Here is a 25506-nt window from a genome sequence, read left to right on the forward strand (position 1 = left end):
CGGCGCGGCGGGGTTGCCCTTCCAGGGCGGAGAACAGCGACGTCAGATCGATGAGAACTCTCGCTTTCGGTACAGGCCCCGGAGGGGGCCTGGCGTGCCGTGACCGGGCACAGCGGTCCTACAGTTTGGTCATTTTGGCGTACGGACTCAGGATCCGCATCTGCGTCGAGCCGAAATCCACGAGTGCCGCGATTCCGTCCTCGATGCCGATCACCCGGCCGAGGCCGTACATGTCGTGGTTGACCTGGTCGCCGACAGCGAAGTGCTTGAGAGCCGGGACGACCGGGGCCTTGAAGGGGCTGGTGGGCAAGTGACGCTTCGGTGCAGCAGGCTTTGTCATCGTCCCCAGTATGCGCCCAGGAACCATGCCGGTGGCCGAATCCGGGGGGCAGGAGTGGCCGACCTCCTACCTCCGGGGCCCTTCTCGACGGCTCCGCCGAGCCCGCCGACCGGCGCCCGGACGGGCGGGCTCGGGCGGTTCGGCTTCTTCGGTGGCCGAACCGCCCGTACCCTTTCTGGACTACGGCGTCACATAGCGGGCGCCAAACACTGGAGGCCATACCCCGTGCTGATTGCTCAGCGTCCCTCGTTGACCGAAGAGGTCGTCGACGAATTCCGCTCCCGGTTCGTGATCGAGCCGCTGGAGCCGGGCTTCGGCTACACCCTCGGCAACTCTCTCCGCCGTACCCTCCTGTCCTCGATTCCCGGCGCTGCTGTCACCAGCATCCGGATCGACGGCGTGCTGCACGAGTTCACCACCGTGCCGGGCGTCAAGGAGGATGTCACCGACCTGATCCTCAACATCAAGCAGCTGGTCGTCTCCTCGGAGCACGACGAGCCCGTGGTGATGTACCTGCGCAAGCAGGGTCCGGGTCTGGTCACCGCCGCCGACATCGCGCCCCCGGCCGGTGTCGAGGTGCACAACCCCGACCTGGTCCTGGCCACGCTCAACGGCAAGGGCAAGCTGGAGATGGAGCTGACGGTCGAGCGCGGCCGCGGTTACGTCTCCGCCGTCCAGAACAAGCAGCTGGGCCAGGAGATCGGCCGCGTCCCGGTCGACTCGATCTACTCGCCGGTGCTCAAGGTCACGTACAAGGTCGAGGCGACCCGTGTCGAGCAGCGGACCGACTTCGACAAGCTGATCGTCGACGTCGAGACGAAGCAGGCCATGCGGCCGCGCGACGCCATGGCGTCGGCCGGCAAGACCCTGGTGGAGCTGTTCGGTCTCGCCCGCGAGCTGAACATCGACGCCGAGGGCATCGACATGGGCCCGTCCCCCACGGACGCCGCCCTGGCCGCCGACATGGCGCTGCCGATCGAGGAACTGGAGCTCACGGTCCGTTCCTACAACTGCCTCAAGCGGGAGGGCGTCCACTCGGTGGGCGAGCTCCTGGCGCGCTCCGAGGCGGACCTGCTGGACATCCGCAACTTCGGTGCGAAGTCCATCGACGAGGTCAAGGCGAAGCTGGCCGGCATGGGCCTGGCCCTCAAGGACAGCCCGCCCGGATTCGACCCCACCGCCGCCGCCTTCGACGCGGACGACAACGGCAACGCGGGTTTCATGGAGACCGAGCAGTACTGACCGGTACTGACTGGTACTGACCGGTACTTATCGGTGCCGACCGGTGTTGATCGCAACGCCGGCCCCGAGCCCTCCCGGACTGCCCGGGAGGGCTCGGGGGCAGCCGTCCTCTAGAAGGCCGGTCCGCCGGTTTCCGGCGTGCTCTCCGTCCCGTTCGTCTCCTGCTCCTCGTGGGAGAGGTAGAGGTCGAAGCCGTCCTGCCCGACGCCGTGCACCCGGACCGGGGCGGCCACCGGCGGATAGCCGGAGGCGACCACCGTGTACTCGGTGCCCGGCAGATCCGGGAAGGCGTACTCGCCGTCCTCGCCGGTGGTGCGGGTGGCGACCACGTTGCCGGCCGAGTCGAGCAGGGCCACCCGGGCGTCGGTCAGCGGCGAGCCGCTCCTGCCGCGGATGGTGCCGCGGACCGCGGCGGCCGGAGCGAGGAACACGTCCTGCGCGGCCCCGGCGTCCCCGACGGCCACCGTGGTGGCGGTGGGCCGGTGGCCCACGGCGCTCACGGTCAGGACGTACTCCCCGGCGGTCAGTTCGCCGAGCCGGTAGCCGCCGTCGGCGCCGGTGACGGTGGAGTCCGCCACCTCGCCGTACAGGTCGGTGGCGACCACCAGGGCTCCGGTCACCGGGCGGTCGGCGGAGCGGACACTGCCGGTCACCCCGGTGGTGCCGGTCAGCACCAGGTTGTACTCGACCGGGGAGCCGCCCACCGAGAGGGTGGCCACCTGCGGCTGGCGCCCGGCGGCCGAGCCGACCAGGACGTACGGGCCCGCGGCCGGGACCTGCACCGTGTAGCGGCCCGCCGAGTCGGCGAGGGCATGGCCGAGTTGCCGCCCCGCCGGGTCGATCAGCGTGACCACGGCACCCGGCACCGGGACACCGCCGCCGGCCGCCAGCACCCGGCCGTACACCGGCACACCCCCCGCTGCCGGACCCGGCAGATCCATCAGGGTCGCGGCCCGGGGCCGGACCAGGGGCGTGGCCTCCTCTTCCGCTTCCAACGCAGTCGCGGCCATGCCCTCGGCCTGGTCCTGGGCCTGATCCTGGGACTGGTCCTGGTCCTGGATCCGGGTCTGGGCCAGCGGGCTGCCCTTGCGGTAGAGCACCGCCGCGAGGACGGCGGCGACGACGAAGAAGCCGGCCGCCCACCAGTAGGCGGTGGCGTAGCTGTGCAGCGCGGCGTTGGCCTTCACCAGCGGGGTCACCGGGTGGTGGTCCTTGACGTAGTCGGTCGCCGAGGTCGCCGCCAGGGTGGAGAACAGCGCGGTGCCGATGGAACCGCCGACCTGCTGCATGGTGTTGGTGGTCGCCGAGGCGACGCCCTGGTCCTGCGGGGCGACACCGAGGGTGGCCAGGCTCATCGCGGGCGGCATCACCATGCCGATACCGGCACCCATGATCAGCAGCGGCGCCAGCACGTCCGAGGTGTAGGCCGAGTGCAGGTCGAGCCGGGTGAGCCAGACCATGCCGGCGGCCGCGAGGAGCGCGCCGACCGGGACGATCGGCTTGGCGCCCACCCGGGGCACCACGACGATGGTGGCCAGCTGCGCGAACACCATCAGCGCCCCGATCATCGGGAGGAAGGCCAGACCGGTCTTGACCGGTGAGTACCCCAGCGTCTCCTGCAGGTAGTAGGTCAGGAACAGGAAGATCCCGAACATGCCCGCACCGGTGACGAACACGGAGAGATAGGCGGCCGCGCGGTTGCGGTCGGCCAGCACCCGCAGCGGCAGCAGCGGGTGGGCGGTCCGGGTCTCCCAGAACGTGAAGAGAGCCAGCAGCACGCCACCGGCGGCCAGGAACGCCCACACCATCCAGTTGCCCCACGGGTGGGTCTCGGCGTTGGCGAAGCCGTACACCAGCGAGAACATGCCGCCCGCGGCGAGCAGCGTGCCCAGCGCGTCCAGCCGGGGACGCGCGCCCTTCGCGGGGCGGTGCACGAACACCATCGTGCCGATCACCGCGACGACCGCGATCGGCAGGTTGACGTAGAGGGTGTACCGCCAGTTCAGGTGTTCGGTCAGGACGCCGCCGAGCAGCAGGCCGATGGCACCACCGCTGCCCGCGATCGCGCCGTAGACGCCGAACGCCTTGGCGCGTTCCTTGGCATCGGTGAAGGTCGTGGTCAGCAGGGACAGCGCGGCGGGCGCGAGCAGCGCGCCGAACACGCCCTGGACGGCCCGGCCGACGATCAGCATCGTCAGGTTCTGCGAGGCGCCGGCCATCGCGGAGGCGCCGGCGAACCCGATCAGGCCTATGAGCAGGGTCGTCTTACGGCCGAAGAAGTCCGCGAGCCGGCCGCCGAGCAGCAGCAGCGATCCGAAGGCCAGCGAGTAGGCGGTGACCACCCATTGCCGGCCGTCGTTGGAGAACCCCAGGTCCTGCTGGGCGGACGGCAGGGCGATGTTCACGATCGTCGAGTCGAGCACCACCATCAGCTGGGCGAGGCCGATGACGGCCAGTACCCACCACCGGTGCGGTGCCTGGTGCTTGGCACCCCGGGCGGACGAGGACGCGATGGACGCGGACGCGGCTGACGCGGCGTCGGCGTGCGCGTCGACAGAAGTGGATGACATGGCAGTGCTCTCCGGAAACGGTGCTAGTGGTGCTGGTGGTGCTGGTGGTTTCTGCGGTCGATGCGTCGCCGCCGGGGCTGCCGCTCCGCAAACTGATCGAAACAGTTTCGTACACTTGGAGGCTAGGCATTTCAGGAGCGAAATGCAAAGGGTTTGAGCGATGTCACATTCAAGCTGATCAATGCGGTGATGAGGCTCGACCGCCTCTTTGCTTTCCCTTTGCTCATTGCGTTGCCGGGGGTGTCCGCACCCCCCCTGGCAGTCAGCCGACGGGGGCGAGGTCCCGTTCGGTGACCGGCCCGGCGGCCTTCGTCCGCGCCTTCAGCGCGCCGCCGACGAGTACGGCCCCCAGGCCCAGCGCGGCCCACCAGGTGAGCGTCAGGGCGGGCCCGGTCGCCGCCGCGCCGTCGAAGTACGACACCGAGCGCAGCAGGGTGGCGCTCGCCCCCGGCGGCAGCCACTGGCCGATCCTGCCGGCCGGGTCGGGCAGCATCTGCGGGGCCGAGGAGGCGCCGGAGAACGGGTTGCCCAGGAGCATCATCAGGCTCGCCCCGAGCCCCAGCCCGGCCGGTCCGAGCAGCGCGGCCAGCCCGGCCACCGCGGCGCCCACGGCCAGCGTCGCCAGCCCGAGGACGCCGGCCTCCGTCCACCAGTCGCCGGTGAGCACCCCGAGCCAGCTGTGCGCGAGGCCCGCCGCGGCCATGCCGACCAGCCCGGCGCCGGCCACCAGCACGATCACGGCGCGACGGCCGCGCAGCCCGAGCAGGGTGACCGCCGCCCCCGCGGCGATCCCGGCGAGGGCGAGCGGCAGCACGCTGGAGCTCAGCACGGAACCGCGGGGATCGTTCGCCGGGGCCGCGACCACGTCGACCGTCGTGAGCTGCGTGCCGCTCGCGGCCGCCTGCTCCTCGAACGCCTGCCGCAGCAGCTGCGCGACGATCGGACCGGCGGCGGAGGCGGTCAGCAACTCCGGTCCCCGGTCGGTGACGACGACCGCGCCGTACACGCTCCGGTCCTCGACGGCGCCCCGGGCGGCGGCCTCGTCGGCGTAGTGGTGGATCTCGAACGCGCCCTTCCGGTGCTCCAGTCGCTGCTCCAGCCGGGCCGTCGCGGCGGTGGGGCCGGCCACGCCGAGGGGCAGGTCACGCGGGGCGATACGGGCCGCGGGCCAGGCGAAGGCCCAGAGGGCGAGTGCGGCGAGAAGGGGTACGAGTGCGACCGCCGCGACAGGGCGCAGGTTGCGCCGGTCGCGTTCCCTGGCGTGGGTGGCGTGTGCGGTGGACATGGGGTTCCTCTCCGGGTTCTCCGGGCGACTGCTGAGAGAATGAGCGTTCGTTTTATGTCGCCGCCCACCGTCCTCCGCCGGTGTGCACTTGTCAAGAAGGAACGTTCGTTTTAGATTGGTGGCCATGCCCCGCGTAACCCAGGAACACTTCGACGCCCGACGCCGGCAGATCCTCGACGGCGCCGCGCTGTGCTTCGCCCGCAACGGCTTCCACGCCACGTCGATGCAGGACGTGCTGAAGGAGACCGACCTGTCGGCCGGGGCCGTGTACCGCTACTTCCGGGGCAAGGAGGAGCTCATCGCGGCGATCGTCGGCGAGGTGCTCGGCCAGGTCCACGAGGGCTTCGAGGAGGCGGCGCGCAGCACCCCGCCCCCGCCCCCGGACGTCCTCGTGCCGTCCGTCCTCGGCCGTGTCCTCGCCACCAAGGAGTCCCTGACGGTGGACGGGCGCCCCGCCCTCCCGCGACTGGTCATCCAGGTCTGGGCGGAGACGCTCCGCAACGAGGAGCTGGCCGCCACCATGAGGGAGGGCTACACCGCCGTACTCGGCGCCTGGACGCGGGTCGTCGAGGCGTACCAGGAAGCCGGCATGATGCCGAGGGACACGCCCCCGACCCACGTGGCCCGCACCATGATGGCCGGCGCGATGGGCTTCCTCGCCCAGCAGGCCCTCTTCGGACCGGCACCGGTCGAGGTCCTCCAGGACGGCCTGCGGGCACTGATGAGCGTGCGGGACGGCGGCACGGGCGTCGGCGCCTGAGCGGGCGGGTCCGCCGGACCCTCGGCTCCTCACGCACCGTCCTGGCGACGGACCCGGGGACGTGAAGCGCCCCCGAAGGAGCGCGGGGAACCGCGCGACCAGCCCCCACCGGCCCGCACACTCATCACAACCCACCCCCCCCCGAAGACCCCGCCGACGAAGCGGACGAACCCCAGCCGCACCGCCTCCGCCCGCGCGCCACCACCGCCCCTCCGCCCGCGCGCCACCAGCGCCCCTCCGCCCCGGGCCTGCCGCCCCGCCTCCGCCCGGCCCTGCCGCACCGCCTCCGCCCGGCCCTGCCGCACCGCCTCCGCCCGGCCCTGCTGCACTGGCCGCGCGGCCGGCCCTTCGCCGGCGAATCCGCGAAAGCGCTCCGCAACCCCGCGCGCCACCACCGCCCCTCCGCCCGGCCCTGCCGCACCGCCTCCGCCCGGCCCTGCCGCACCGTCTCCGCCCCGGGCCTGCCGCACCGGCCGCGCGCGGCCCTTTGCCGGCGAATCCGCGGAAGCGCTCCGCAACCCCGCGCGTCACCGGCGCCCCTCCGCTCGGCTTCCGCACATGCCGGAACCGGGCACCGGAGGCTGGCCCGGCCGCCGCCCGCGGAGATCCGGTTCCGCGACGTTCACGCCCTGGCCATCGGCGACGACCTGCGCGGATGCCGCCCGGTGCGATCGTGGGCAACGGACCGCCGAACGCGCCCGAAACCACCCGGGCGCGCGATGCAGGTCGGTCCACCACCGGCTCCGTAAAGCCTGAGCGATGGTGAGGAACCGATGACCTCCATGCCTCCGATGAACCCGGGCGACACCGCCCGTACCGAACCCGCCGCCACCTCACCCCAAGCCGATTCCGGGGCCAAGCCCCTGCTGGACGCTCCCCAGACGGCCGCGGCGGGTGTGGCGATGTGGATCTTCGTCTTCGCCCCGCCGGTCTCCCTGATCGCCGTGGTGCCCTTCGCCTGGGGCTGGGGCCTGTCCGCGCTGGACCTCGCCATGGCCGTGGTCTTCTACGTCGTCTCCCTGGCCGGACTCACGGTCGGCTACCACCGCCTCTTCACCCACCGCTCGTTCAAGGCCCGGCGGGGCCTGCGGATCGCCCTCGCCGTCGCGGGCTCGCTGGGGATCGAGGGCTCCCCGGTCCAGTGGGTGGCGAACCACCGCCGCCACCACGCCTTCGCCGACCGCGAGGGCGACCCCCACTCGCCCTGGCGCTACGGCACCGACACCCGCGCACTCCTCAAGGGACTCCTGCACGCCCACATCGGCTGGATGCTGAAGCGCGAACTGAGCAACCGGTCCAGGTTCGCCCCCGACATCGCCGCCGACCCCGACCTGCGGCTCATCGGCAACCTCTTCGGCCCCCTGACCGCCGTCTCCCTCCTGACCCCGGCGCTGATCGGCGGCCTCGCCACCGGCACCTGGACCGGCGCCCTGACCGGCTTCTTCTGGGCCGGCGTCATCCGGATGGCGCTCCTGCACCACGTCACCTGGTCGGTGAACTCGATCTGCCACGTCGCCGGCAGCCGCCCCTTCGACAGCCGCGACAAAGCCACCAACTTCTGGCCCCTCGCCCTGCTCTCCTTCGGCGAGAGCTGGCACAACTCCCACCACGCCGACCCCACCAGCGCCCGCCACGGCGTACTCCCCGGCCAACTCGACCCCGCGGCCCGCCTCATCCGCACCTTCGAAAAACTCCACTGGGCCCACGACGTCCGCTGGCCGAACCCGGACCGCCTCACCACCCGGCTCCTGCCCAAACAGGCCGTCCCGAACGAGTCCACGGGCTGACCCGGCCCGAACACCCGTCGCCGTCCAGGACCCGGTCGGCCGGCGTCGCCCGGTTCAGCCCGCGCTCGGCCGGCCGCCCGGATCGCCGGGCCTCTTCACCGGCGTCGTTCGACGCTCCCGGCGATGTCGTGGTGCGGCGGAGTCGGAGTCGGAGTCGGCGGTGCCGCCCAACTGGTCTGCCAGGCAGGCGAGGTAGAGCGCCATGGTGGTGCGGTGTTCGCGCAGCGGGCGGCCGGTGATCTGCTCGATCTTGTTCATCCGGTAGACGACGGTGTTGCGGTGGACGTGCAGGGCCTCGGAGGCCCTGACGAGGTTGAACCCGCTCTCGCACCAGGCGGTGACCGTGTCGCGGAGCGCCGGCCAGTCCGGCTGGGCGCGCAGGTCCGCCGTGGTGAGGTCGAGCAGCCGGTTGCGGGCGGACTGACTCACCGAGGTCAGGACCTGGTGGACGCGCAGATCGGTGATGAGGTGGACCGGGGAGCCGCTCGCCAGCCGGGTACCGAGGCGGAGCGCGTCGCAGGCGTCCTGGTAGGAGTCGTGCAGCCCGCCGACGGACGCGGCCGGCTCGCCGATGCCCGCACGGGCGGCCAGGCCGTCCTGGGCGGCGATGACGTCGGTGACCCGCCGGCAGTCGGCGGCCAGGGACGCCGTGGAGCTCCCGGCCGGAATCCGGTGCAGGACACCGATCCAGCCGGGGGCCGTGGTGGCGACGATGTCCTGGGGGTCGGCGAAGACCTCACCGACGGTACGGAGCAGTTCCGAACGGACCAGTGCCAGGCGGGGGGCGGCCTGACGGGGGGCGCCTGCGACGGGCACGGTCACCTCGAACGCCACCGCGACCCGCCGCAGCCGCAGGTCGAAGCCGAGTTCGGCGGCCCGGAACACGAGGAACTCACCCTCGACGACCTCGGGGTCGTAGGTGGCGATGTCGGCCAGCAGCTTCTCGCCCGCGCGTTCCGCCAGCAGCCGGGAGCGCAGCATCACGGACTCGCGCAGCAGGATCTCCGTCTGACGCTTCACCAGCAGGCCGAACCGCCGGACCTGGGTCGGCGTGCCGGTGATCCCGACCGTCCCCACCGCCTGCCCGCCCGCGATCAGCGGCAGGGTCATCCCGGGGCGCACCCCGCGCAGCAGCTGAGCCTGGGACGCGTCGTGCGTGGCGGCCTCCTGCGTGCGGATGACCTGCACGGACGCCTCGTGGAAGGTGCCGACGCGGCTGCTGTCGCCGCTGCCGATGACGATGCCCTGCGCATCGGTGATCAGCACGTTGAAGCCGATGACGGCGGAGGTGTCCCCGGCGATCTCCTGCGCGAGTGAGGGGCTCAGCACGGGCGTTCCTCCCGTCACGGGGCGGGCCGGGCTTGGACGTACCGTACAGGGGAGGGAACGATTCCGGCCACAACTGTGTACGAAGTGACCGGTGACGTACGGCGGGCCGCTCCTTAACGTATGGCCCCAATCACATCCCCGCCGGGGGCACAGAGCGGTGAACGGCGGGCTCCCTCAGCCGGAACGGAAGGCTCATGCCGATGATCCGTGTGCGCTCCATCGCCGCCTCTTTGTCCACCTTCCTCCTCCTTTCCTCCGCCGCCGCCTGCGGCTCGGGCGGTGACGACGCGCCGAAGAACGTCTCCGCGAAGACCGCCGCGCTGGGCACCCTCACGCCCGGCGTCATCAAGGTCGCCGTCGAGCCGTACGCGCCGTACACCACCGTCAAGGACGGGAAGATCGTCGGCCTGGACGGCGACATCCTCGCCTACGCGGCCAAGAAGCTCGGCCTGGAGATCAAACCCCAGGTGACGGACTTCGCCGGCATGCTCGCCGGGGTGCAGTCCCGCCGGGTCGACATCACCATCGGCGGCGTCGCCTGGTCCGCCGAGCGGCAGAAGCAGGGCCTGTTCACCGACCCGCCCTACTACTCGCCCCCGGCGATGGCCGTCCGCGACGGCAAGACCTACAGGACGGTCGACGACCTGGAGAACCTGAACCTCGGCACCGTCGAGGGCTACGTCTGGGTCAAGTCGATCCAGTCCGTGCCCGGCGCCAAGCTGCACGCCTACCCCGACGCCAACGGAGTCTTCGACGACCTCGGCGCGGGCCGTATCGACGTCGGCTTCCTCGACCCGCTCCTCATCATCGCCGCCCAGAAGGAACGCCCCGACCTCAAGATCAGCACCGAGTACCTCACCCCGCCCACCGCCGCGCAGGTCAAGGCCAAGCCCGCCTACTCCTACTTCCAGCCGTACCAGACCGGCTTCTACCTCCCCAAACAGGAGCCGAAGCTGGAGAAGGCGATCTCCGCGCAGATCGACGCCATGTACCGGAACGGCGAACTGGCCAAGCTCATCAAGAAGTACGGCGGCGACCCGGAACAATTCCTCAAGCCCTCCGCCGACATGGCCACCGCACGCCGGGGCGTGGACCGGCCCGCGGACTGGACCCCGCCGACCATCGGCTCCGCCGGATCCAGCGGCTCCGCCGGCCAGTGAGGGGATGACATGTCCGGATTCTTCCAGGTTCCCTGGTCCGACTACCGCCCCGACCTCGTCGCCGCGCTCGGCCGCACCGTCTCCTACACCGTGGTCAGCTTCGCCGGCGCGGTCGTCCTCGGCCTCGCGGTGGCCCTGCTCCGGCTGAGCCGGGTCTGGCCCGCCCGGGCCCTCGCCGCCGTCTACACCGAGGTGTTCAAGAACGTCCCCCTCCTCGCGATCATCTTCCTCGCCTACTTCGGCCTGGCCTCGGCCGGCATCCGGCTCGACGTGTTCACCGCCGGCTGCCTGAGCCTCGTCGTCTTCTACGCCGCCTACCTCTCCGAGATCTTCCGCTCCGCGATCAGCGGCGTGCACACCGGACAGACCGAGGCGGGCGAGGCACTGGGCCTGGGCCGGGCCGGCATCTTCGGCCACGTGGTCCTGCCGCAGGCCGTCCGGCTGGCCCTGGCCGGCACCAACACCATGCTCGTCGACCTGCTGAAGTCCACCTCGCTGCTCGTCACCATCTCCGCCGCCGAGCTGATGTCGGAGGGCCGGCTCATCACCTCGGCCACCTTCCGGGCGCTGGAGGTCTACCTGGTCATCTCCGCCGTCTACTTCGTCCTGTGCTACCCGCTCTCCCAACTGCTCCTGCTGCTGGAGCGGAAGGTACGGGCCGGCGTCCCGCTGTCCCCCTGGCGACGGCGGCGGATCCGCGCCGCCCGCGCCCTGCTCGCCGCCGACCTCGGCACCGGAACCGGGCCCGGCACCGGATCCGGCACCGGAACCGCGGCAACCGACCGGAAGGAGGCGGTCGTATGACCGAGCCCGTGACCACCGCCGAGACCGACACCGCGATCGCGTCGCCCACCGAGGCGGTCGTACGCATCCGAGGGCTCCGCAAGGCCTTCGACGGCCGTACGGTCCTCGACGACGTGAACCTGGAGGTCGACCGGGGCAGCATCGTGAGCGTCATCGGGCAGAGCGGCGGCGGGAAGACGACGCTGATGCGCTGCGTCAACCTGCTCGAATCCCCCGACGACGGCACGGTCGAAGTGGCCGGCGAAGTGGTGCACCAGGCCGGCCGCAAGGTCTGCCGGGACCTGCCCGGACTCCGTCGCACGGTCGGCATGGTCTTCCAGCGGTTCAACCTCTTCCCGCACCTCACCGCCGTGGAGAACGTCGTACTGGCCCAGCGCGCGGCCGGGGTCCCCGAGCAGGAGGCGCTGGAGCGGGCCGTCACGCTGCTGCGCCGGGTCGGCGTGGCCCACCGCGCGCTCGCGCAGCCCGAGATGCTCTCCGGCGGCGAACAGCAGCGGGTCGCCATCGCCCGGGCCCTCGCCCTCAAGCCCGAGGTACTCCTCTTCGACGAGCCCACGTCCTCCCTCGACCCGGAGGCCACCCGGGAGGTGCTCAGCGTGATGCGGGAGCTGGCCGCGGACGGCATGACCATGCTGCTGGTCACCCATGAACTCCCCTTCGCCCGCGAGGTGTCCGACCACGTCGTCTTCGTCGACCGCGGCCGGATCGTGGAGGAGGGCAGGCCGCAGGAGGTCCTGGACCACCCCGCCCAGGCCCGGACCCGGGAGTTCCTCGCCTCGTACGGAACCCGGTCATGACCGCCGAGCCCGGTCTCGTCGGTGACGGCCCCGTGGTGGTGGTCGGCGGCGGAGTCGTCGGCCTCTGCACCGCCTACTACCTGTCCGAGGCCGGCATCCCCGTGGAGGTCGTCGAGCGGCGCGGCCTGGCCTCGGGAGCCTCCCGCGGCAACGCGGGCTGGGTCTGCCTCAGCCACTCCACCCCCGTCCCGGCCCCCGGCGTCGTCCGCTACGCCCTGCGCTCACTGGGCCGCCCGGACTCCCCCCTGTACCTACGACCGCTGCCCGACCCGGCGTTCGTCCGCTGGCTCTGGCGGTTCTGGCGCAGCAGCACACCGGCCGCCTTCCAGCGCGGCTACACGGCGATCGCCGAACTGAACCGCGACACCTTCGACCTCTTCGACGGCCTGCGCGCGGCCGGGGTCGACACCACCCTGACCCGCCCCGGCATGGTGCACGCCTTCCTGTCCCCGGCCGAGGCCCGCCACCACCTCGCCGTCCAGCGGGAGATGGCCGACGGCCGCTACCCGCTCCCCGACGACGTCGTCACCGGACCCGCGGCCCGGCTGCTGGACGAGGCGCTCTCGGACCGGGTGCGCGCGGCGTACCTCGTCGAGGGGGAGGGCGTGGTCGACCCGGAGGCGTTCGCCCGCGCGCTCGGCGAGACGCTCGCCGCGTCGGGGGTGAAGCTCCACGAGAACGTGGAGGCCGCCGGCTTCCGCACCGCCGGGGACCGGGTCACCGCACTGCGCACCACCCAGGGCGACATCCCCTGCGCGGCCGTCGTCATCGCGGCCGGCACCCGCTCCTCGGCCCTCCTCGGCCGCCTCGGCCGGCCACTGCCCCTCCAGGCGGGCAAGGGCTACAGCTTCTCGGTCGACCTGGACCCGGCACCCCGGCACACCCTCTACTTCGGCGAGCGCCGGGCCGTCGCCTCACCGATCGGCACCACCACGCGCATCGGCGGCACGATGGAACTCAGCGGCAACAACAACCGCCTCGACTGGCGCCGCGTCGTCGCCGTCGCCCTCGCCAGCCGGCACTACCTGGGCCGCTGGTTCGACGACCCCGACGACCTCGTCGGCCTGATCCGCGACCCCTGGGTCGGCGGCCGCCCCTTCCTCCCCGACGGCCTCCCCGTCATCGACCGCGTCCCGGGCCGCACCAACGCCTACGCCGCCACCGGCCACGGCATGCTCGGCATCACCCTGGGCCCCGTCACCGGCCACCGACTCACCCAGTACCTCCTCACCGGCCACCGCCCCGCCCCCCTCACCCCGTTCCGCTTCGACCGCCTCCACAGCTGAACAGTCCCCGAGGGCGCCTCCGCCCGGTCGCCAGTGATCAGCCCGCCCGTCCCTGCCCGGCTACGGAGTCAGTCCTGCCTTCGCGCAGGCGGCCCGCAGCTGTGGTGTGCAGATCTGAGGGACGGTGTACACGCCGTCCTTGACGAGGGTCTGCCTGATGTTGGCGGTCGTCACGGCGACCGGGGTGAGGAGCACGGACGGGATGTGGCGGGTGGTGGGGCTGTCGGTCGTCGTCGTGGCGATGGTGCGCAGCTTCTCGCCGCGGCCCAGGGCGACGGCCATGGCAGCGGCTGTTTCGGCTTCCGCGCGGAAGGACTTGTACACCGTCATGGACTGCTCACCGTTGACGACGCGCTGCACCGCGTCGAGGTCGGCGTCCTGGCCGGTGACCGGTGGAAGGCGCCGTACGTGGGCGCTCTTGAGCGCGGAGATGACGCCTGCCGCCATGGAGTCGTTGGCGGCGAGGACACCGTCGATCCCGCCTGGGCCCAGGGCCGAGATGGCGGCGGACATGTTGGCGTTCGCGTTGTTCCTGCTCCAGCCATGGGTGTCGTAGGAACGGCCGATCGTCACCTTGCCCCGCAGGACGGACAGCGCGCCCCTCTTGTACCAGGCGGCGTTGGGGCTGGTCGGGTCGCCGTTCATCATGACGATGGTCCCGCCCTTGGCCGGGGCGTGCATGGCCTTGAGGAGAGCCTGGCCCTGCAGCGTTCCGACCTGTATGCCGTCGAAGGTGACGTAGCCCGAGATCGGCCCCTCGGCGAGCCTGTCGTAGGCGACGACGGGTACGCCCGCGTTGTGCGCCTCCTGGACGGTGGAGCGCAGCGCCCTGTTGTCGGTGGCGCCGAGGACGATGACCCTGGCCCCCTTGGTGATCATGGCGATCATCTGTTGCCGCTGGGCCGTCGGGTCGTCGTCGGCGTTGGCATAGGTGACGTCGCAGTGCGGGCAGAGCTGTCTCACCCGTTGCTCGATCAGCGGCTTGTCGGAGGTCTCCCAGCGTGGCACCACCCGGCTCGGCAGCAGCAGGCCGACGGTGAAGCTGTCCGTGGTAGCTGTTCCGTTCCCTGTACAGGCGGCCGAAGACATGGTCAGCAGACCCGCCACAAGCACGCCCACGGCATACCGCGTACGAGACGTTACGTATCGGCTACGACACGTCATGATCGGTTCCCGTCCTTGGCGCCCGGTGACGAGTTCGGACACCACCAGCAGTGCCGGATCTGCTCCGGAGTCCGCTGGTGACTCCCCTCACCAGAATCGCATAGCGGGATGAACCGGATAGGTCGATGTCGTCCCGGCCGCGCGGCACCGGGTTCGCAGTTCACCGTGGCCGGTGTCACACTGGCGAGGTGGTCGTTCTGCGGCTTTCGCCTGGTCCGGGCGGGTGCCGGCCGAAACCCCGCCCCGCCCCGGCGGGCCACTCTGATGCACCGCGATTGCAGTCGCGGCGCTCCAGGGAGGTGGGAGGTCTCGCGTACGAGGTGACCCCGCTGCCCCACGTCACCGGGCAGGACGCCGAGCTCGCGGCCGTGCGGCGCATGGTCAACGGCGATCAGTGCATCACCGTCCGCAAGCCGTTCGGACCCGAGGCTGCCGTCGGCGGCGCCGTGGCCGTGGCCGCCGACCGTGGTCCTTGGCACCGTCAAGAACACCTTGGTGAAGGGCGGCGTGTCCACACGCGAACGCATCTGCCCCCGTCGCCCGCGGGCGACTGCCACCAGGCCGGGCTGACCTGACAGGCGGGACCGGCCGGCCCCAGGCCAGGGAAGGAGATGGATTCTCTTGCCGTCCCCCTTGCTCGCCCTGCACGGCGTGTGCAAGCGCTTCGGCGTCGTCGAGGTCCTCCGGGACATCGAGCTGGAGATCCACGCCGGCGAGGTCCTTGCCCTCCTCGGCGACAACGGAGCCGGCAAGTCCACCCTGGTCAAGGTGATCTCCGGGGTCGCTCCCGCGGACCAGGGGAGCATCGAGTGGGAGGGCCGGCCCGTGCACGTCCGGCGTCCTCAGGACGCCCGGGATCTCGGCATCGCCACCGTCTACCAGGATCTGGCGCTGTGCGGAGGCCTCGACGTCGTCGGCAACCTCTTCCTCGGACGAGAGATCCGCAGGTTCGGCTTCCTCGACGAGGTGGAGATGGAGCGCCGCACCACGCGGCTGCTGGAGCGCCTGACCCGGAGCATCCCCGATCTGCGCGGTCCCCTGGTGTCACTGTCCAGCGGCCAGCGGCAGACCGTCGCCATCGCCCGCTCGCTGCTCGGCGACCCGCGCGTCCTCCTTCTGGACGAACCGACCGCGGCGCTGGGGTTCGAGCAGACCACCGAGGTCCTCGACCTCGTCGACCGGCTCCGTGACCAGGGCCTGGGGGTCCTGCTGATCAGCCACAACATGGGCGATGTGAAGGCCCTCGCGGACCGGGCCGCCGTGCTGCGGCTCGGCCGCAACAACGGCTTCTTCGACGTGAGCACCACCCCTCAGGAGCAGATCATCTCCTCCATCACCGGCGCCACGGACAACGTGCCCCGCCGGCCGGCCCACCGCGAGGCCGAGTGGTGAAAGGGATGCGTGACATGCCGGACGAGACGCGGGCCGATTCCGCGGCAGCCACCGCGAAAGCCCGTCAGCGTCGTGCCGGGCGGGCCGTCACCCGTGCCCTGGCGGGCTGGATCGCCGTCCGGCGGCGCCGGCTGAGCGGCGGTGAGCTGGGCTGTCTTCCCGTCACCCTCGTCCTCGCCGCGGTCTGGATCATCTTCCAGAGCCTGAACTCCAGCTTCCTCTCGCCCCGTAACCTGTCCAACCTCGGCGTGGACATCGTGGGCACGGGCTTCATCGCGGTGGGCATCGTCTTCGTGCTGCTGCTCGGTGAACTCGACCTGTCCGTCGGCTCGATCAGCGGGTTCGCCGCCGCGGTCTTCGCGGTGCTCAACGTCGACAACGGCGTGCCGGAATGGCTCGCCCTGATCGCCGCCGTGCTGACGGGGACCGTCGCGGGAACCCTCCAGGGGTACTCCGTCGCCAGGACCCGGGTGCCGGCCTTCGTGATCACCCTCGCCGGGCTGCTGACGTGGAACGGCCTCATGCTCGTCATCCTCGGCACCAGCGGCACCATCAACCTCGACGACAACGGGCTCATCGCCGGCCTCACCAGCTACTACTTCACCAACGCCGGCGTCGCCTACGCGGTGGCGGCACTCGCCACAGCTCTGGTCTTCCTCGCCGCCTACCTGAACAGGCGCCGCCGCATGGCCCTCGGCATGCCACACGTCCCGCTGCACGTCATCGGGGTGCGCACCGGCGTGGTGGCGGTGATCGGGTTCGGCTCCGCCTATGTGCTGAACCAGTTCCAGGGCCTGCCGCTGGCTCTGCTGATCTTCCTCGCCACGGTGGCGGGTCTCGACATCGTGCTCCGGCGCACGCACTACGGACGGCGGGTCTACGCACTGGGGAGCAGCGTCGAGGCGTCCCGTCGCGCCAGCCTCGGCGTGACCGGCGTACAGACGGCCGTGCTCGCGGTCTCCGGCACCCTGGCGGCGACCGGCGGCCTGTTCCTGGCCTCGCGCATCACGTCGGTGAGCCAGAACTCCGGCTCCGGCGTCCTGCTGCTCAACGCCATCGCCGCCGCCGTCATCGGCGGTACCAGCCTGTTCGGAGGACGCGGTACGACCTGGTCCGCCGTGCTCGGCATGCTGGTCATCCAGTCGATCGCCTCGGGCATGGCCCTCACCGACACGCCCACCGCCGTCCAGCTGGTGATCACGGGCGGGGTGCTCTTCGCCGCGGTGGTCATCGACTCGCTGTCCCGGCACACGCAGCAGGCGCACGGGCGCGCCGCCTGACGCTTCCACGAGGCGAATGACTGGGCAGGAATGAGATTCCTGCCCAGGTATATTAGATATTGAGACAGTTTGATGTCGGCCGGGTGGCATGTGTCTGCCGGCCAAGTGAGCCCGCCACCAACCCAGGGTCCGAGTGAGCCGGCATGTCACGGCCGGCCCTTCCGAGGGTGCGACGGCAGGCGCTTCGGGACGCACCACGAGGTAGTACCGATGAGGCCCAGACCCGTCCTCCGCTCCGCTGCTTCCGTCCTCTCCGCACTCGTGTTGCTCAGCTTGCTCAGCGCCTGCAGCGGCGACTCGGGCAGCACGGACACGTCGAGCGGCGGCAAGCCGCTGGTCGGCGTCGACTACCCGCGCTCCGACACCGACTTCTGGAACGCGTACATGAAGTACACGCCCGAGTACGCCAGGCAACTCGGCCTCTCACTCAGGACGACCAACTCGCAGAACGACGTCGCGAAGCTCGCCGCCAACGGGCAGACACTCATCCTCCAGGGCGCCAAGGGCATCGCGATGGCCCCGCAGAGCACATTCGCCATCGCGCCGATCCTGGCGCAGCTGCAGGCGGCGAAGATCCCGGTCGTCACCATCGACACCCGCCCCGACACCGGCAAGGTCTACATGGTGGTCCGCGCCGACAACCGCGTCTACGGCGAGAGGGCATGCAAGTACCTGGGCACCAAGCTGGGCGGCAAGGGCAAGGTCGTGATGCTCGAGGGCGACCTCTCGTCGATCAACGGCCGTGATCGCACCGAGGGGTTCAACGCGTGCATGAAGGCGGCCTACCCGGGCATCGAGGTGTTCGGAGAGGCCACCGACTGGGACGGGGCCGTCGCCGCGCAGAAGCTCCAGAACGCCCTGACCGCCCACCCGGACATCAAGGGCGTCTACATACAGTCCAGCTTCGCCCTTTCCGGCACGCTGCACATGCTCAGGCAGCAGGGGCTGCTGGTCGGCCCGAGGAACCCGAAGCACGTGTTCGTCGTCTCCAACGACGGCGTCCCCAGGGAGCTCAAGTACATCTCCGACGGCGACATCGACGCCACCGTGTCCCAGCCGGTCGACCTCTACGCCAAGTACGCCCTGTACTACCTGAAGGCCGCGATCGACGGGAAGACGTTCAAGCCCGGCAGGACCGACCACGACAGCACCATCGTCCAGGTCCGCCCCGGACTCCTGGAGGACCAGCTCTCCGCCCCCCTCGTCACCGCCGACGGCGGCACATACGGCGGCGTCCCCAGCCTCAAGAGCACCGACACGTCCCTGTGGGGCAACAATCTCGGCTGAGGCGATGCCTGCCTCGGCGTACTGGTCGACCTTCACGATCCGGTCGGTGGTCTCCGATCCCGGCGACACCATCTCGGCGACCAGCAGGACGTCGAAGTCCGTGTCGGCGTTCCGCTCCGGGCCAGCGGTGGAGTCCAGGCCGTTCGCCGCAATCCGCGCCGGCCGATCGTGCCGCTTGGACGCGGTCGGACTCACGACGACCATCGCGTCCACGATCTCGATACCCGCGCACTGCTCCTCGGACCAGGACGCGTACTCCTCCGCCGTGCTCGAGAAAGTGTGACCGGCAGGGCAGTCGAACTTCCTTCCCCACCCGTCTTTACAGAGGAACGAGGGAGGGCGCATTGAACGCCGACGAGGAACGCCAGTTCCGAGAGTTCGTGGCGGCGCGGTCGAGACCGCTGCTGCACACGGCGTACCTGCTGACCGGGGACTGGGAGCAGGGCCGGGACCTGCTCCAGACCGCGCTTGCCGCCACCGCTCGGCGCTGGTCGAAGCTGCGTGACCGGGAACAGCCGGAGATCTATGTGCGCCGGGCGCTCTACCACGCCCAGGTGGATCGCTTCCGACTCCTCAGCTGGGGGCGGGAGACGGTCACGGACACCCTGCCGGACCAGCCGTCCGGGCAGGCCGCCGACTGGGCCGACACCGTGGTCCAGCGGCAGGACATCATGGCCGCGCTGCGGAGGTTGCCCAAGCGCCAGCGTGCGGTGATCGTGCTGCGTTACTTCGAGGACCGGCCGGACCACGAGATCGCCGCGATTCTGGGCGTCGCCCAGGGGACGGTCCGCAGCCAGACCCACAAGGCACTCGCCTCTCTCCGTACCACCCTGGCCGAGGCGGGACCGTCGGCCTCCTCCTCCACCGCCTCCGGAAGGGGCGCCGTCGCATGAACGACCCGATCGAACACCCGCTGCACGAAACGTCGCTGCACGATGCCCTGCACACACATGTGCGGGAGAACGGCGGTGACGTCGCCGGTGCCTGCCTCGCCGGCCTGGCGGACGGAGCTCTGCGGGTCGCCCGGCGGCGACAGCGGCTGACCCGCGCCGGGTTCGGCGTCGCCGCCGTGGCCGTGGTCGCCACCGCCTGGGTGGCCGCCGCGGACGGCGCGACCCCCCGTGCGCACGTGGTGCAGCCCGCCGCAGGAGGTGGCACGGGGAACTCAGCGAAGTCGGCCCCGATCTCCCTTCTGCCGGTCACCTCGTCCATGGAGCACGCCTGCCCCCAAGGCAGCGGCGGCTACACCGTGCGCGCGACCGCGACCCAACCCGCGCTCTGTGTCCGTGTCGACCGGGCCAGGGGTATGACCGACGTCCACGCCACCTCCGCGAAGGCCGAGAAAAGCGCCATCGACGGCACGTGGGTGGTCGAGGTGACCCTCAGCCCCACCGACCGGACCCGATTCGCCGCCCTCACCGGCTCCCTCGCGACGGCCCCGGTCCCGCGCAACGAGTTCGCCATCGTCATCGACGGCAAGCTCCGCGGCACGCCCTACGTCAGCGCCTCGATCACCGGCGGTCGTTTCGAAATCGTCGGGTCCTATGTCGGTGACCTCACCAGCGCCACCGCCCACGACCTCGCCCACCAGCTGGCCCCCGGCAGCTGAACGGTCAACTCCCGCCACGGCGTTGACACACCGCTGAGGACAAGCAGGGGAAGCCCTCCGAGCCCCGGCGGTGCCCCGGCGGTGCCCCGGCGGTCCGGCCCCCGCTCACCGGTCCGGACAACAAAGACCCCCCGGCTCCCCTCCCGCGCTGGTCTTTCGGCACCCGCTCGCCGGCCGTGACCGCGCGACCGCCGACCGGATCGGATCGTTGATCGGTAAGGACCGGGGCTATACGCGTGTGGCACGGTCGTGATCACGACAAAGGGCCAGTTCGAGGGGATCACGCCCCTGAACTGGCCCTTGGTCGTGTGCCCCCGGCAGGATTCGAACCTGCGACACCCGCTTTAGGAGTGGGATTGGATCTTTGCCGGGGGGTGCTCGACCGTGCTTCACGGTGCTGTTTCCCCTGGTCAGCAGCGCGTAACTGTGTAGTCGATCCCTCTCATGACGCTTTGTGCCGCGCAGTCCGCTCACGCGTCGCGCACGCATGAAGCCCGTGTCCTGGTAGCCAACCGCTCTTTGTCTCCTACTGGATGAGGGCATGCAGGACGGGTACGGAAGCCCCGACACTGGTCAGTCCGGCCAGAGCGGCACCAGCGGGCTGATTGCCGCAGAGGAGGGTGAGGCCGCCGGTGACTACGCCGATGACTACGGATGCCAGGAGGATGAGCGCGGTGCGTACGGTCATGAAGGGACCGGGCTCTGAGTGTGTGGGCGGGGGCGAAACTTGAGGGTCCTGAGAGTGCGTCATGCATCCCATGGCAACAGTGCCTAGCCCGTAGACCTGCATCGCACGAACGAAGTTGTGATGCCGCCATAGTTTCGGCGGATTTCGGCGCGATACGGCCTGAGGACCCCTAGCCTAAACGCCAGACGCAACTGGGGGTGGACGGATGAGCGCGCCGAACAAGACCGAATTTACGGTCGGGCTTGACCGGCTAGCTGAGGAGCTACGCCAACTGCGAGCCGAACGCGGAGGCCCCACGCTCAACCTGATCGTGTCCCGCGCGGCTGCTATGCCGGGTGCAAGCCCCTTATCAGTCTCCGCCCTCAGCGAGGCATTCAACGGCAAGCGGCTCCAGCGGCTGGACACCCTGATGTCTCTGGTGCGCACGTTGCTCTCGTACGACGAGGACGGCAATCACTGTCTCGTAGCACGCGGAGCTCCCGAGATGGGGGTGTGGCGCGGACGGTGGCGAGACCTGGACCATATGCGGCCGCAGCGCAGCGGTACAGGTGCGGGCATCTCGGAGCGCGCTCCAGTGCGAGCCGTAAGTCCGCTGGCGCTCCAGGCTCTTGCGGACGACCTAGAAGGCGGATACGTCGTGGCTCTGACGCCTATTCAGGGTCCTGCCGATGAGTACGACGCATTGGCCTTCTCACCCGATAAACAGTACCTGGCCCTGGGCGGCTGCGACGGGGTCGTATACCTGCGGGATCCCATGGGGAACACCGTAACGAACCCCCTCGCCGGACACCGAGATATCGTCCGGGACCTGACCTTCTCGTCCGATGGGCGGCTGCTTGCTTCGTCGGCCGATGATGGAACAGTGTGGCTGTGGGACGTGACTTTCCGCATCCCTGTGGGGGGAAGCCTGCCTGACAGCGACGGGATCCTCGACAGTCTGGCGTTTTCCCCCGACGGAAGTCTGCTGGCGGCAGCCGGATACGTGGGGTGTGTGTACCTGTGGGACACCGCTACACGCGAGATGATCAAGACTTTGGATGTGGGGCAGACCCGGGTCGACGGGCTTACGTTTTCCCCCAATGGCTCCCTACTGGCCGTTGCCGGACACGACGGGATAACGCAGCTGTGGTCACCTGCCACATGGGAGGTGACCGGATGCATAACCGTTGGAAGATGTTGCGATATTGCGTTCGCGCCTGACGGCAAGCTGCTGGCCTCAGCGGGGAGCGATGGATCGGTGCGGTTGTGGGATCCACTTGTCTCGAGAACGGGGAACGCTGTCCGTGATTGCTCGTCTGCTCCGACAAAAGCCGTGAGCGCCGTGGCCTTCTCGCCGGATGGTCAACTCTTGGCCGGCGCAGCTATGGACGGCACAGTGCGCCTATGGGATGCGGCTGACGGCCAGCCACTTCCCGGCTCTCTCGATGCCTCCCTCGGCGAGGCGTACGACGTTGCGTTTTCTCCGGATGGTGGCCTCCTCGCAGCAGTCGGTGATCACGACAGCGTCCGTATTTGGATCACCCCTGTTCATCGTGCTGGCGGGTGATAGCTGGGCCCGAAGCCGCCTAGGGCGATCTCCAAGGCGAGCGAGGGCGACTCAGAAAGCCAGGTAGTCGGCCCTGAAGCCACGTCAACGGGTCCGGTCAGTTGATCAGCGTCGCCTCCCGATCAACAAGGGAATCAACGAGGCCCCAATTCCAGGACAGTGCCAGCAGTCCAGTGGAACTGAGTGAGTAGGCGGCGAGTGAGTCGAACGTCCGGATGATTTGGGCCCAATTCTCGGAGCCCCCTCTCCAGGAGATCAGAGAGGATCGCTATAGCCGCTGCGAGGTCGCCGGACTTGCCCTTCCAGTAACCAAGATTATGGAGGAGTGTTCGGATGTTCGGATGATGGGACTCAAGGTCTGATTCCTCATCCAGGAGAGCAGTATAGTCCGCGATTGCTCCCGGGATGTCGCCCGAGCATCCCTTCCACCAGGCAAGGCTTGTACGCAGGGAACGGACGGCTTCATGATTCAAACCCAGATAGTGGCCGAGTCCCTCAACAAGTTCGGTGTATTGATCGACTGCTCCGGCTGCGTCTCCAGCCCTCCCTTGCTGTTCGATGAGGCTGGTGAGCCCACTCAAAATTGCGTCGAATTCCTCCTCCGTCATCCGTTCGGTATCGATTTTCTGGTGACGTATGGAGAGCACTTCCCGGATTCCGTCCGCGGCCAGCGTCGAGTCGCCAGCCAGGCCTTGCCAGTGGGAAAGATTATGGCGTACGTCCAGAGTAAAAGGATCTGTCGCCCCACGGGCCGTCATAGCATCTTCAAGAACTTCCGCGAGTTCTGCTATGGCAGTGGCTACCTCTCCGGCTTCTCCCTTGACATTGGCTAGGACCCGGCGAGTGGCCAACGTCAGGTGGTCCGTCGACCCGACTACGCGTTGCGCGTCGCCCAACAGATCTTCGAGCGCAGCGGCAGCGCTATTCAGGTCTCCCGCACGCAACTGCCAATAGGAAAGGTTGTATCGCATCGCGAGCGTGTGCCGACTGTCCACACCTAGCCGACGGTTGGCAACCTCCACCAGTTGGCGAAAATGATCCAGAGCGGCATCGAATTGGCAATCGGCCCCTAGGCTGGCGCCGAACCGCAGGAGCAACGGGTGCGGCTCAGGGTCCCACAGATCGCCTTGTGCGTTCTGAATAACAGCTTGAGCATTGGAGAGAAAATCCCCCCTATTGACCCTGTCGTCCCGGTATTCGTTAACGGTAGCCAAAAGCGAGTCAGCGGTTGAACGGATCACATCAGCGTGATCGATGGGTGAGAGTGATTCGCGTGTGACGCGTTGGATGAGTTGATGGACCCGAACACGTGGGTGGATCGCGTCCGGTGAATGCTCGATCAAGCTGAGACGGTGCAGGACTCGCAAGGCCGCACGTGCTTCGTCGCTAGAGACGCTGTGCTCCGCCTGATCGCCATCAGAGCAGGCTCTGTGAGCCGTGAGGTAGGTGAGGGAGGGCTGGCTGGAAAGAGCGTGTTCAGGAATACCGTTCGGGTCCATGGCCGAGGCAAGCTGGAGCACCGGCCGGGCCAGACCAGCGGGGCGCAAGGTATCGGCGCGGTCGAGGGACAGGCTCCAGGCAGCAGCCACGGTATGGGTTTGGTCGTCGGGCAGGACGTCGGGGGCAGCGTCGGCCAGGGAACGGGTACGGTCGGCCAGCAGGCCCCGGTATTCCTGGCAGCTGATGCCGGCGTCTATGAGGTAGGCGGCAGCCTGGGACAGCGCAAGCGGCAGCTGGCCCAAGTCGCGGGCGAGGGCGGTGAGTTGCTCTTCGGGCTCGATGCGGCCGTGGTCGGCTAGAGCACTCGTGAGGTAGGCCAGGGCCTGGGCTTCAGTGAACAGGCCGATCTCGATCAGGCGTCTACCGCCCCCGGTCAGGGCGGCGTCCTTGCGGCGAGTGGTAGCCAGAGTGCGGCCGTGCGGGCTGGCTGGCGGCCACCACCCCCTCAAGTCGACGGGGTCGGCGACGTCATCCAGAACCACGAGCCAGCGGCACGGACTCGGCTGCGGCTTGGGCTCCAGCCAGGCCAGGAACGTCCTCGCCGCCTCCGGATCATCGGAGTCGGCGCCCAAGATCTCCACCGCGGCCTGGGCATAGCCAGCTACGACGGCGCTACGGCTGCTCGCAGTGATCCACACCAGCACATCCAGCGCGCCAGCCTGCCAGGCAGTGCGCGCGTAGTGGGCGGCCAGCTGAGTCTTACCAACCCCGCCCATCCCTGCCAGCACCCCGCCCGCCGGCACTTGGTCTGCAGATTCGACGACCGCGGTCCCGCCGCTGGCCAGCAGCTGGGCCAGTCGACTGGTCTCGACCCGGTCCTGGAACCACTCCGCTTGCGATGGGATCACCCCGACCTGATACGGCCATGTGGCTGGCACGCGCGGCGCGGCGTGAAGGTGTTGGTTGACCTGGTCGATGCGCCCGGCGGCGAAGCTGTGGTCTGCTGCGGTGACGACCACACCGGCGGCTGTCGTGTCGGGCAGCGGGCTCGCGTTGCTGGTGCCGGGGACGGTCAGCCCTTCTCCGAACCCGGCTGGCGAGGGTCTACCACAGACCCGATCGATACGTCTCCCATGGTCAGCGCCGCCGCGGAGCCACTCTCCGCGTGGATGTCGACGTTCCCGCCGACTGCGGTTCCACCAGCGGTTACCACCACCCTGTCGGCTCCGGGACCTGCGGCCGTGGCGGTCTGCAGCTCCTTCACGAGCTTCTCCAACTCTTGAGCGAAGCCAGGGTCGCGTTCTGCGGCTTCCTCCAGGGAATCGGTAAGTCGCCGCCGGGTCCGCTCCGTAGGCTCGGGCAGCCCCTGCTCGCCTTCCTCGGTCGCCCGCGTCAGTGCAGGGTCGTCGCCGAGTCTGCCGCTGACCAGGTCGTGGAGACGGCTCATCCCCGCGTCCAGTGAGCGGTCAACCTCCGCGTCCGCACGCTCACCGACCCGCTTGGCCTTGCGGAGCAGCCACGCGAACACGTACCCGACCGCGATCTCGATTCCCGTCATCACCCACCCCAACTCAGTGCTGACCTCGCATCAGACAGTACCGGCCACCATAGCCCCGGCCGCCGATCCTCCGGATTCGCTGGGCGCAAGGCAATGAGCTGCCGCGTGATTCCGGCCAGGCCACGAAAGGTGAGCCAGCACTGGACCGTCTACTGGCAGTGAGGGGGAAGAGCACGAGGGCG

At 69.8% G+C, this 25506-nt stretch carries 21 protein-coding genes and 1 pseudogene; 14 read left to right on the forward strand and 8 right to left on the reverse strand.

Annotation, left to right across the window (positions count from 1 at the left end):
* Positions 1 to 118: 118 nt before the first annotated feature.
* Positions 119 to 340 (reverse strand): hypothetical protein, encoded by a 222-nt coding sequence (locus tag ACGFZS_RS44890; RefSeq protein ID WP_355725138.1) that lies wholly within the window; start codon positions 338 to 340, stop codon positions 119 to 121.
* Between the two features lie 225 nt (positions 341 to 565).
* Here ACGFZS_RS44890 and ACGFZS_RS44895 point away from each other — a divergent pair, with 225 nt between their 5' ends.
* On the forward strand, positions 566 to 1582 hold the full coding sequence (locus ACGFZS_RS44895) for a DNA-directed RNA polymerase subunit alpha (RefSeq protein ID WP_365688700.1): 1017 nt from the start codon (positions 566 to 568) through the stop codon (positions 1580 to 1582).
* A 110-nt stretch (positions 1583 to 1692) separates the two neighbouring features.
* Here the strand turns inward: ACGFZS_RS44895 and ACGFZS_RS44900 are convergent, their stop codons facing one another.
* Both ACGFZS_RS44900 and ACGFZS_RS44905 read right to left on the reverse strand, forming a co-directional pair.
* Positions 1693 to 4152 carry a DHA2 family efflux MFS transporter permease subunit gene (locus tag ACGFZS_RS44900; protein WP_393800021.1) on the reverse strand — a complete coding sequence of 820 codons (2460 nt, stop codon included), beginning with the start codon at positions 4150 to 4152 and terminating at the stop codon, positions 1693 to 1695.
* Between the two features lie 262 nt (positions 4153 to 4414).
* A complete protein-coding gene (locus tag ACGFZS_RS44905) occupies positions 4415 to 5437 on the reverse strand; it encodes an ABC transporter permease (RefSeq protein WP_393800022.1) in 1023 nt (340 codons plus the stop codon).
* 124 nt (positions 5438 to 5561) lie between these two features.
* Between ACGFZS_RS44905 and ACGFZS_RS44910 the strand changes: the two genes are divergently transcribed.
* Both ACGFZS_RS44910 and ACGFZS_RS44915 read left to right on the forward strand, forming a co-directional pair.
* On the forward strand, positions 5562 to 6197 hold the full coding sequence (locus ACGFZS_RS44910) for a TetR/AcrR family transcriptional regulator (RefSeq protein WP_393800023.1): 636 nt from the start codon (positions 5562 to 5564) through the stop codon (positions 6195 to 6197).
* Positions 6198 to 6970: 773 nt separating this feature from the next.
* Entirely contained in the window at positions 6971 to 7984 is a 1014-nt protein-coding gene (locus tag ACGFZS_RS44915) for an acyl-CoA desaturase (RefSeq protein WP_393800024.1), read from the forward strand.
* A 54-nt stretch (positions 7985 to 8038) separates the two neighbouring features.
* Here ACGFZS_RS44915 and ACGFZS_RS44920 read toward each other — a convergent pair whose 3' ends face one another.
* Positions 8039 to 9313 carry a CdaR family transcriptional regulator gene (locus tag ACGFZS_RS44920; RefSeq protein ID WP_393800025.1) on the reverse strand — a complete coding sequence of 425 codons (1275 nt, stop codon included), beginning with the start codon at positions 9311 to 9313 and terminating at the stop codon, positions 8039 to 8041.
* A 194-nt stretch (positions 9314 to 9507) separates the two neighbouring features.
* On the opposite strand from ACGFZS_RS44920, the gene ACGFZS_RS44925 reads away from it, so the two are divergent.
* The 4 genes from ACGFZS_RS44925 to ACGFZS_RS44940 are packed head-to-tail and all read left to right on the forward strand — an operon-like array spanning position 9508 to position 13360.
* Positions 9508 to 10473 carry a substrate-binding periplasmic protein gene (locus ACGFZS_RS44925; protein ID WP_393800026.1) on the forward strand — a complete coding sequence of 322 codons (966 nt, stop codon included), beginning with the start codon at positions 9508 to 9510 and terminating at the stop codon, positions 10471 to 10473.
* Between the two features lie 9 nt (positions 10474 to 10482).
* Positions 10483 to 11277 (forward strand): amino acid ABC transporter permease, encoded by a 795-nt coding sequence (locus ACGFZS_RS44930; RefSeq protein WP_393800027.1) that lies wholly within the window; start codon positions 10483 to 10485, stop codon positions 11275 to 11277.
* Positions 11274 to 12074 (forward strand): amino acid ABC transporter ATP-binding protein, encoded by an 801-nt coding sequence (locus tag ACGFZS_RS44935; RefSeq protein ID WP_393800028.1) that lies wholly within the window; start codon positions 11274 to 11276, stop codon positions 12072 to 12074. Before ACGFZS_RS44930 ends, ACGFZS_RS44935 begins: the two co-directional genes overlap by 4 nt.
* Positions 12071 to 13360 (forward strand): NAD(P)/FAD-dependent oxidoreductase, encoded by a 1290-nt coding sequence (locus ACGFZS_RS44940; protein WP_393800029.1) that lies wholly within the window; start codon positions 12071 to 12073, stop codon positions 13358 to 13360. Before ACGFZS_RS44935 ends, ACGFZS_RS44940 begins: the two co-directional genes overlap by 4 nt.
* A gap of 60 nt (positions 13361 to 13420) precedes the next feature.
* On the opposite strand, the gene ACGFZS_RS44945 is transcribed toward ACGFZS_RS44940, so the two are convergent.
* On the reverse strand, positions 13421 to 14524 hold the full coding sequence (locus tag ACGFZS_RS44945) for a sugar ABC transporter substrate-binding protein (protein ID WP_393800030.1): 1104 nt from the start codon (positions 14522 to 14524) through the stop codon (positions 13421 to 13423).
* Between the two features lie 299 nt (positions 14525 to 14823).
* Between ACGFZS_RS44945 and ACGFZS_RS44950 the strand changes: the two genes are divergently transcribed.
* The 4 genes from ACGFZS_RS44950 to ACGFZS_RS44965 all read left to right on the forward strand — a co-directional run bounded on the left by ACGFZS_RS44950 (position 14824) and on the right by ACGFZS_RS44965 (position 18483).
* On the forward strand, positions 14824 to 15099 hold the full coding sequence (locus ACGFZS_RS44950) for a hypothetical protein (protein WP_393800031.1): 276 nt from the start codon (positions 14824 to 14826) through the stop codon (positions 15097 to 15099).
* A gap of 46 nt (positions 15100 to 15145) precedes the next feature.
* Complete coding sequence (locus ACGFZS_RS44955; protein WP_393800032.1) at positions 15146 to 15916, forward strand: ATP-binding cassette domain-containing protein; 771 nt, start codon at positions 15146 to 15148, stop codon at positions 15914 to 15916.
* A 14-nt stretch (positions 15917 to 15930) separates the two neighbouring features.
* A complete protein-coding gene (locus tag ACGFZS_RS44960) occupies positions 15931 to 17196 on the forward strand; it encodes a sugar ABC transporter permease (RefSeq protein WP_393800033.1) in 1266 nt (421 codons plus the stop codon).
* A gap of 210 nt (positions 17197 to 17406) precedes the next feature.
* Entirely contained in the window at positions 17407 to 18483 is a 1077-nt protein-coding gene (locus tag ACGFZS_RS44965) for a sugar ABC transporter substrate-binding protein (RefSeq protein ID WP_393800034.1), read from the forward strand.
* 3 nt (positions 18484 to 18486) lie between these two features.
* Here the strand turns inward: ACGFZS_RS44965 and ACGFZS_RS44970 are convergent.
* A pseudogene (locus ACGFZS_RS44970) lies at positions 18487 to 18828 on the reverse strand (hypothetical protein); the annotation flags it as partial.
* On the opposite strand from ACGFZS_RS44970, the gene ACGFZS_RS44975 reads away from it, so the two are divergent.
* The 3 genes from ACGFZS_RS44975 to ACGFZS_RS44985 all read left to right on the forward strand — a co-directional run bounded on the left by ACGFZS_RS44975 (position 18828) and on the right by ACGFZS_RS44985 (position 22326).
* Positions 18828 to 19376, forward strand: a complete 549-nt coding sequence (locus ACGFZS_RS44975) for a SigE family RNA polymerase sigma factor (protein WP_393800035.1) — start codon at positions 18828 to 18830, stop codon at positions 19374 to 19376. The pseudogene ACGFZS_RS44970 and the gene ACGFZS_RS44975 sit on opposite strands and share 1 nt — an antisense overlap.
* Complete coding sequence (locus ACGFZS_RS44980; RefSeq protein WP_393800036.1) at positions 19373 to 20092, forward strand: hypothetical protein; 720 nt, start codon at positions 19373 to 19375, stop codon at positions 20090 to 20092. Before ACGFZS_RS44975 ends, ACGFZS_RS44980 begins: the two co-directional genes overlap by 4 nt.
* Positions 20093 to 20985: 893 nt before the next feature.
* A complete protein-coding gene (locus ACGFZS_RS44985; RefSeq protein WP_393800037.1) occupies positions 20986 to 22326 on the forward strand; it encodes a WD40 repeat domain-containing protein in 1341 nt (446 codons plus the stop codon).
* A gap of 134 nt (positions 22327 to 22460) precedes the next feature.
* Here the strand turns inward: ACGFZS_RS44985 and ACGFZS_RS44990 are convergent, their stop codons facing one another.
* Positions 22461 to 24785 carry an NB-ARC domain-containing protein gene (locus tag ACGFZS_RS44990; protein WP_393800038.1) on the reverse strand — a complete coding sequence of 775 codons (2325 nt, stop codon included), beginning with the start codon at positions 24783 to 24785 and terminating at the stop codon, positions 22461 to 22463.
* Positions 24786 to 24838: 53 nt separating this feature from the next.
* Positions 24839 to 25324 (reverse strand): hypothetical protein, encoded by a 486-nt coding sequence (locus tag ACGFZS_RS44995; protein ID WP_393800039.1) that lies wholly within the window; start codon positions 25322 to 25324, stop codon positions 24839 to 24841.
* Positions 25325 to 25506: the final 182 nt, after the last annotated feature.

The organism is Streptomyces sp. NPDC048288 (assembly GCF_043201555.1).
Classification (GTDB): domain Bacteria; phylum Actinomycetota; class Actinomycetes; order Streptomycetales; family Streptomycetaceae; genus Streptomyces.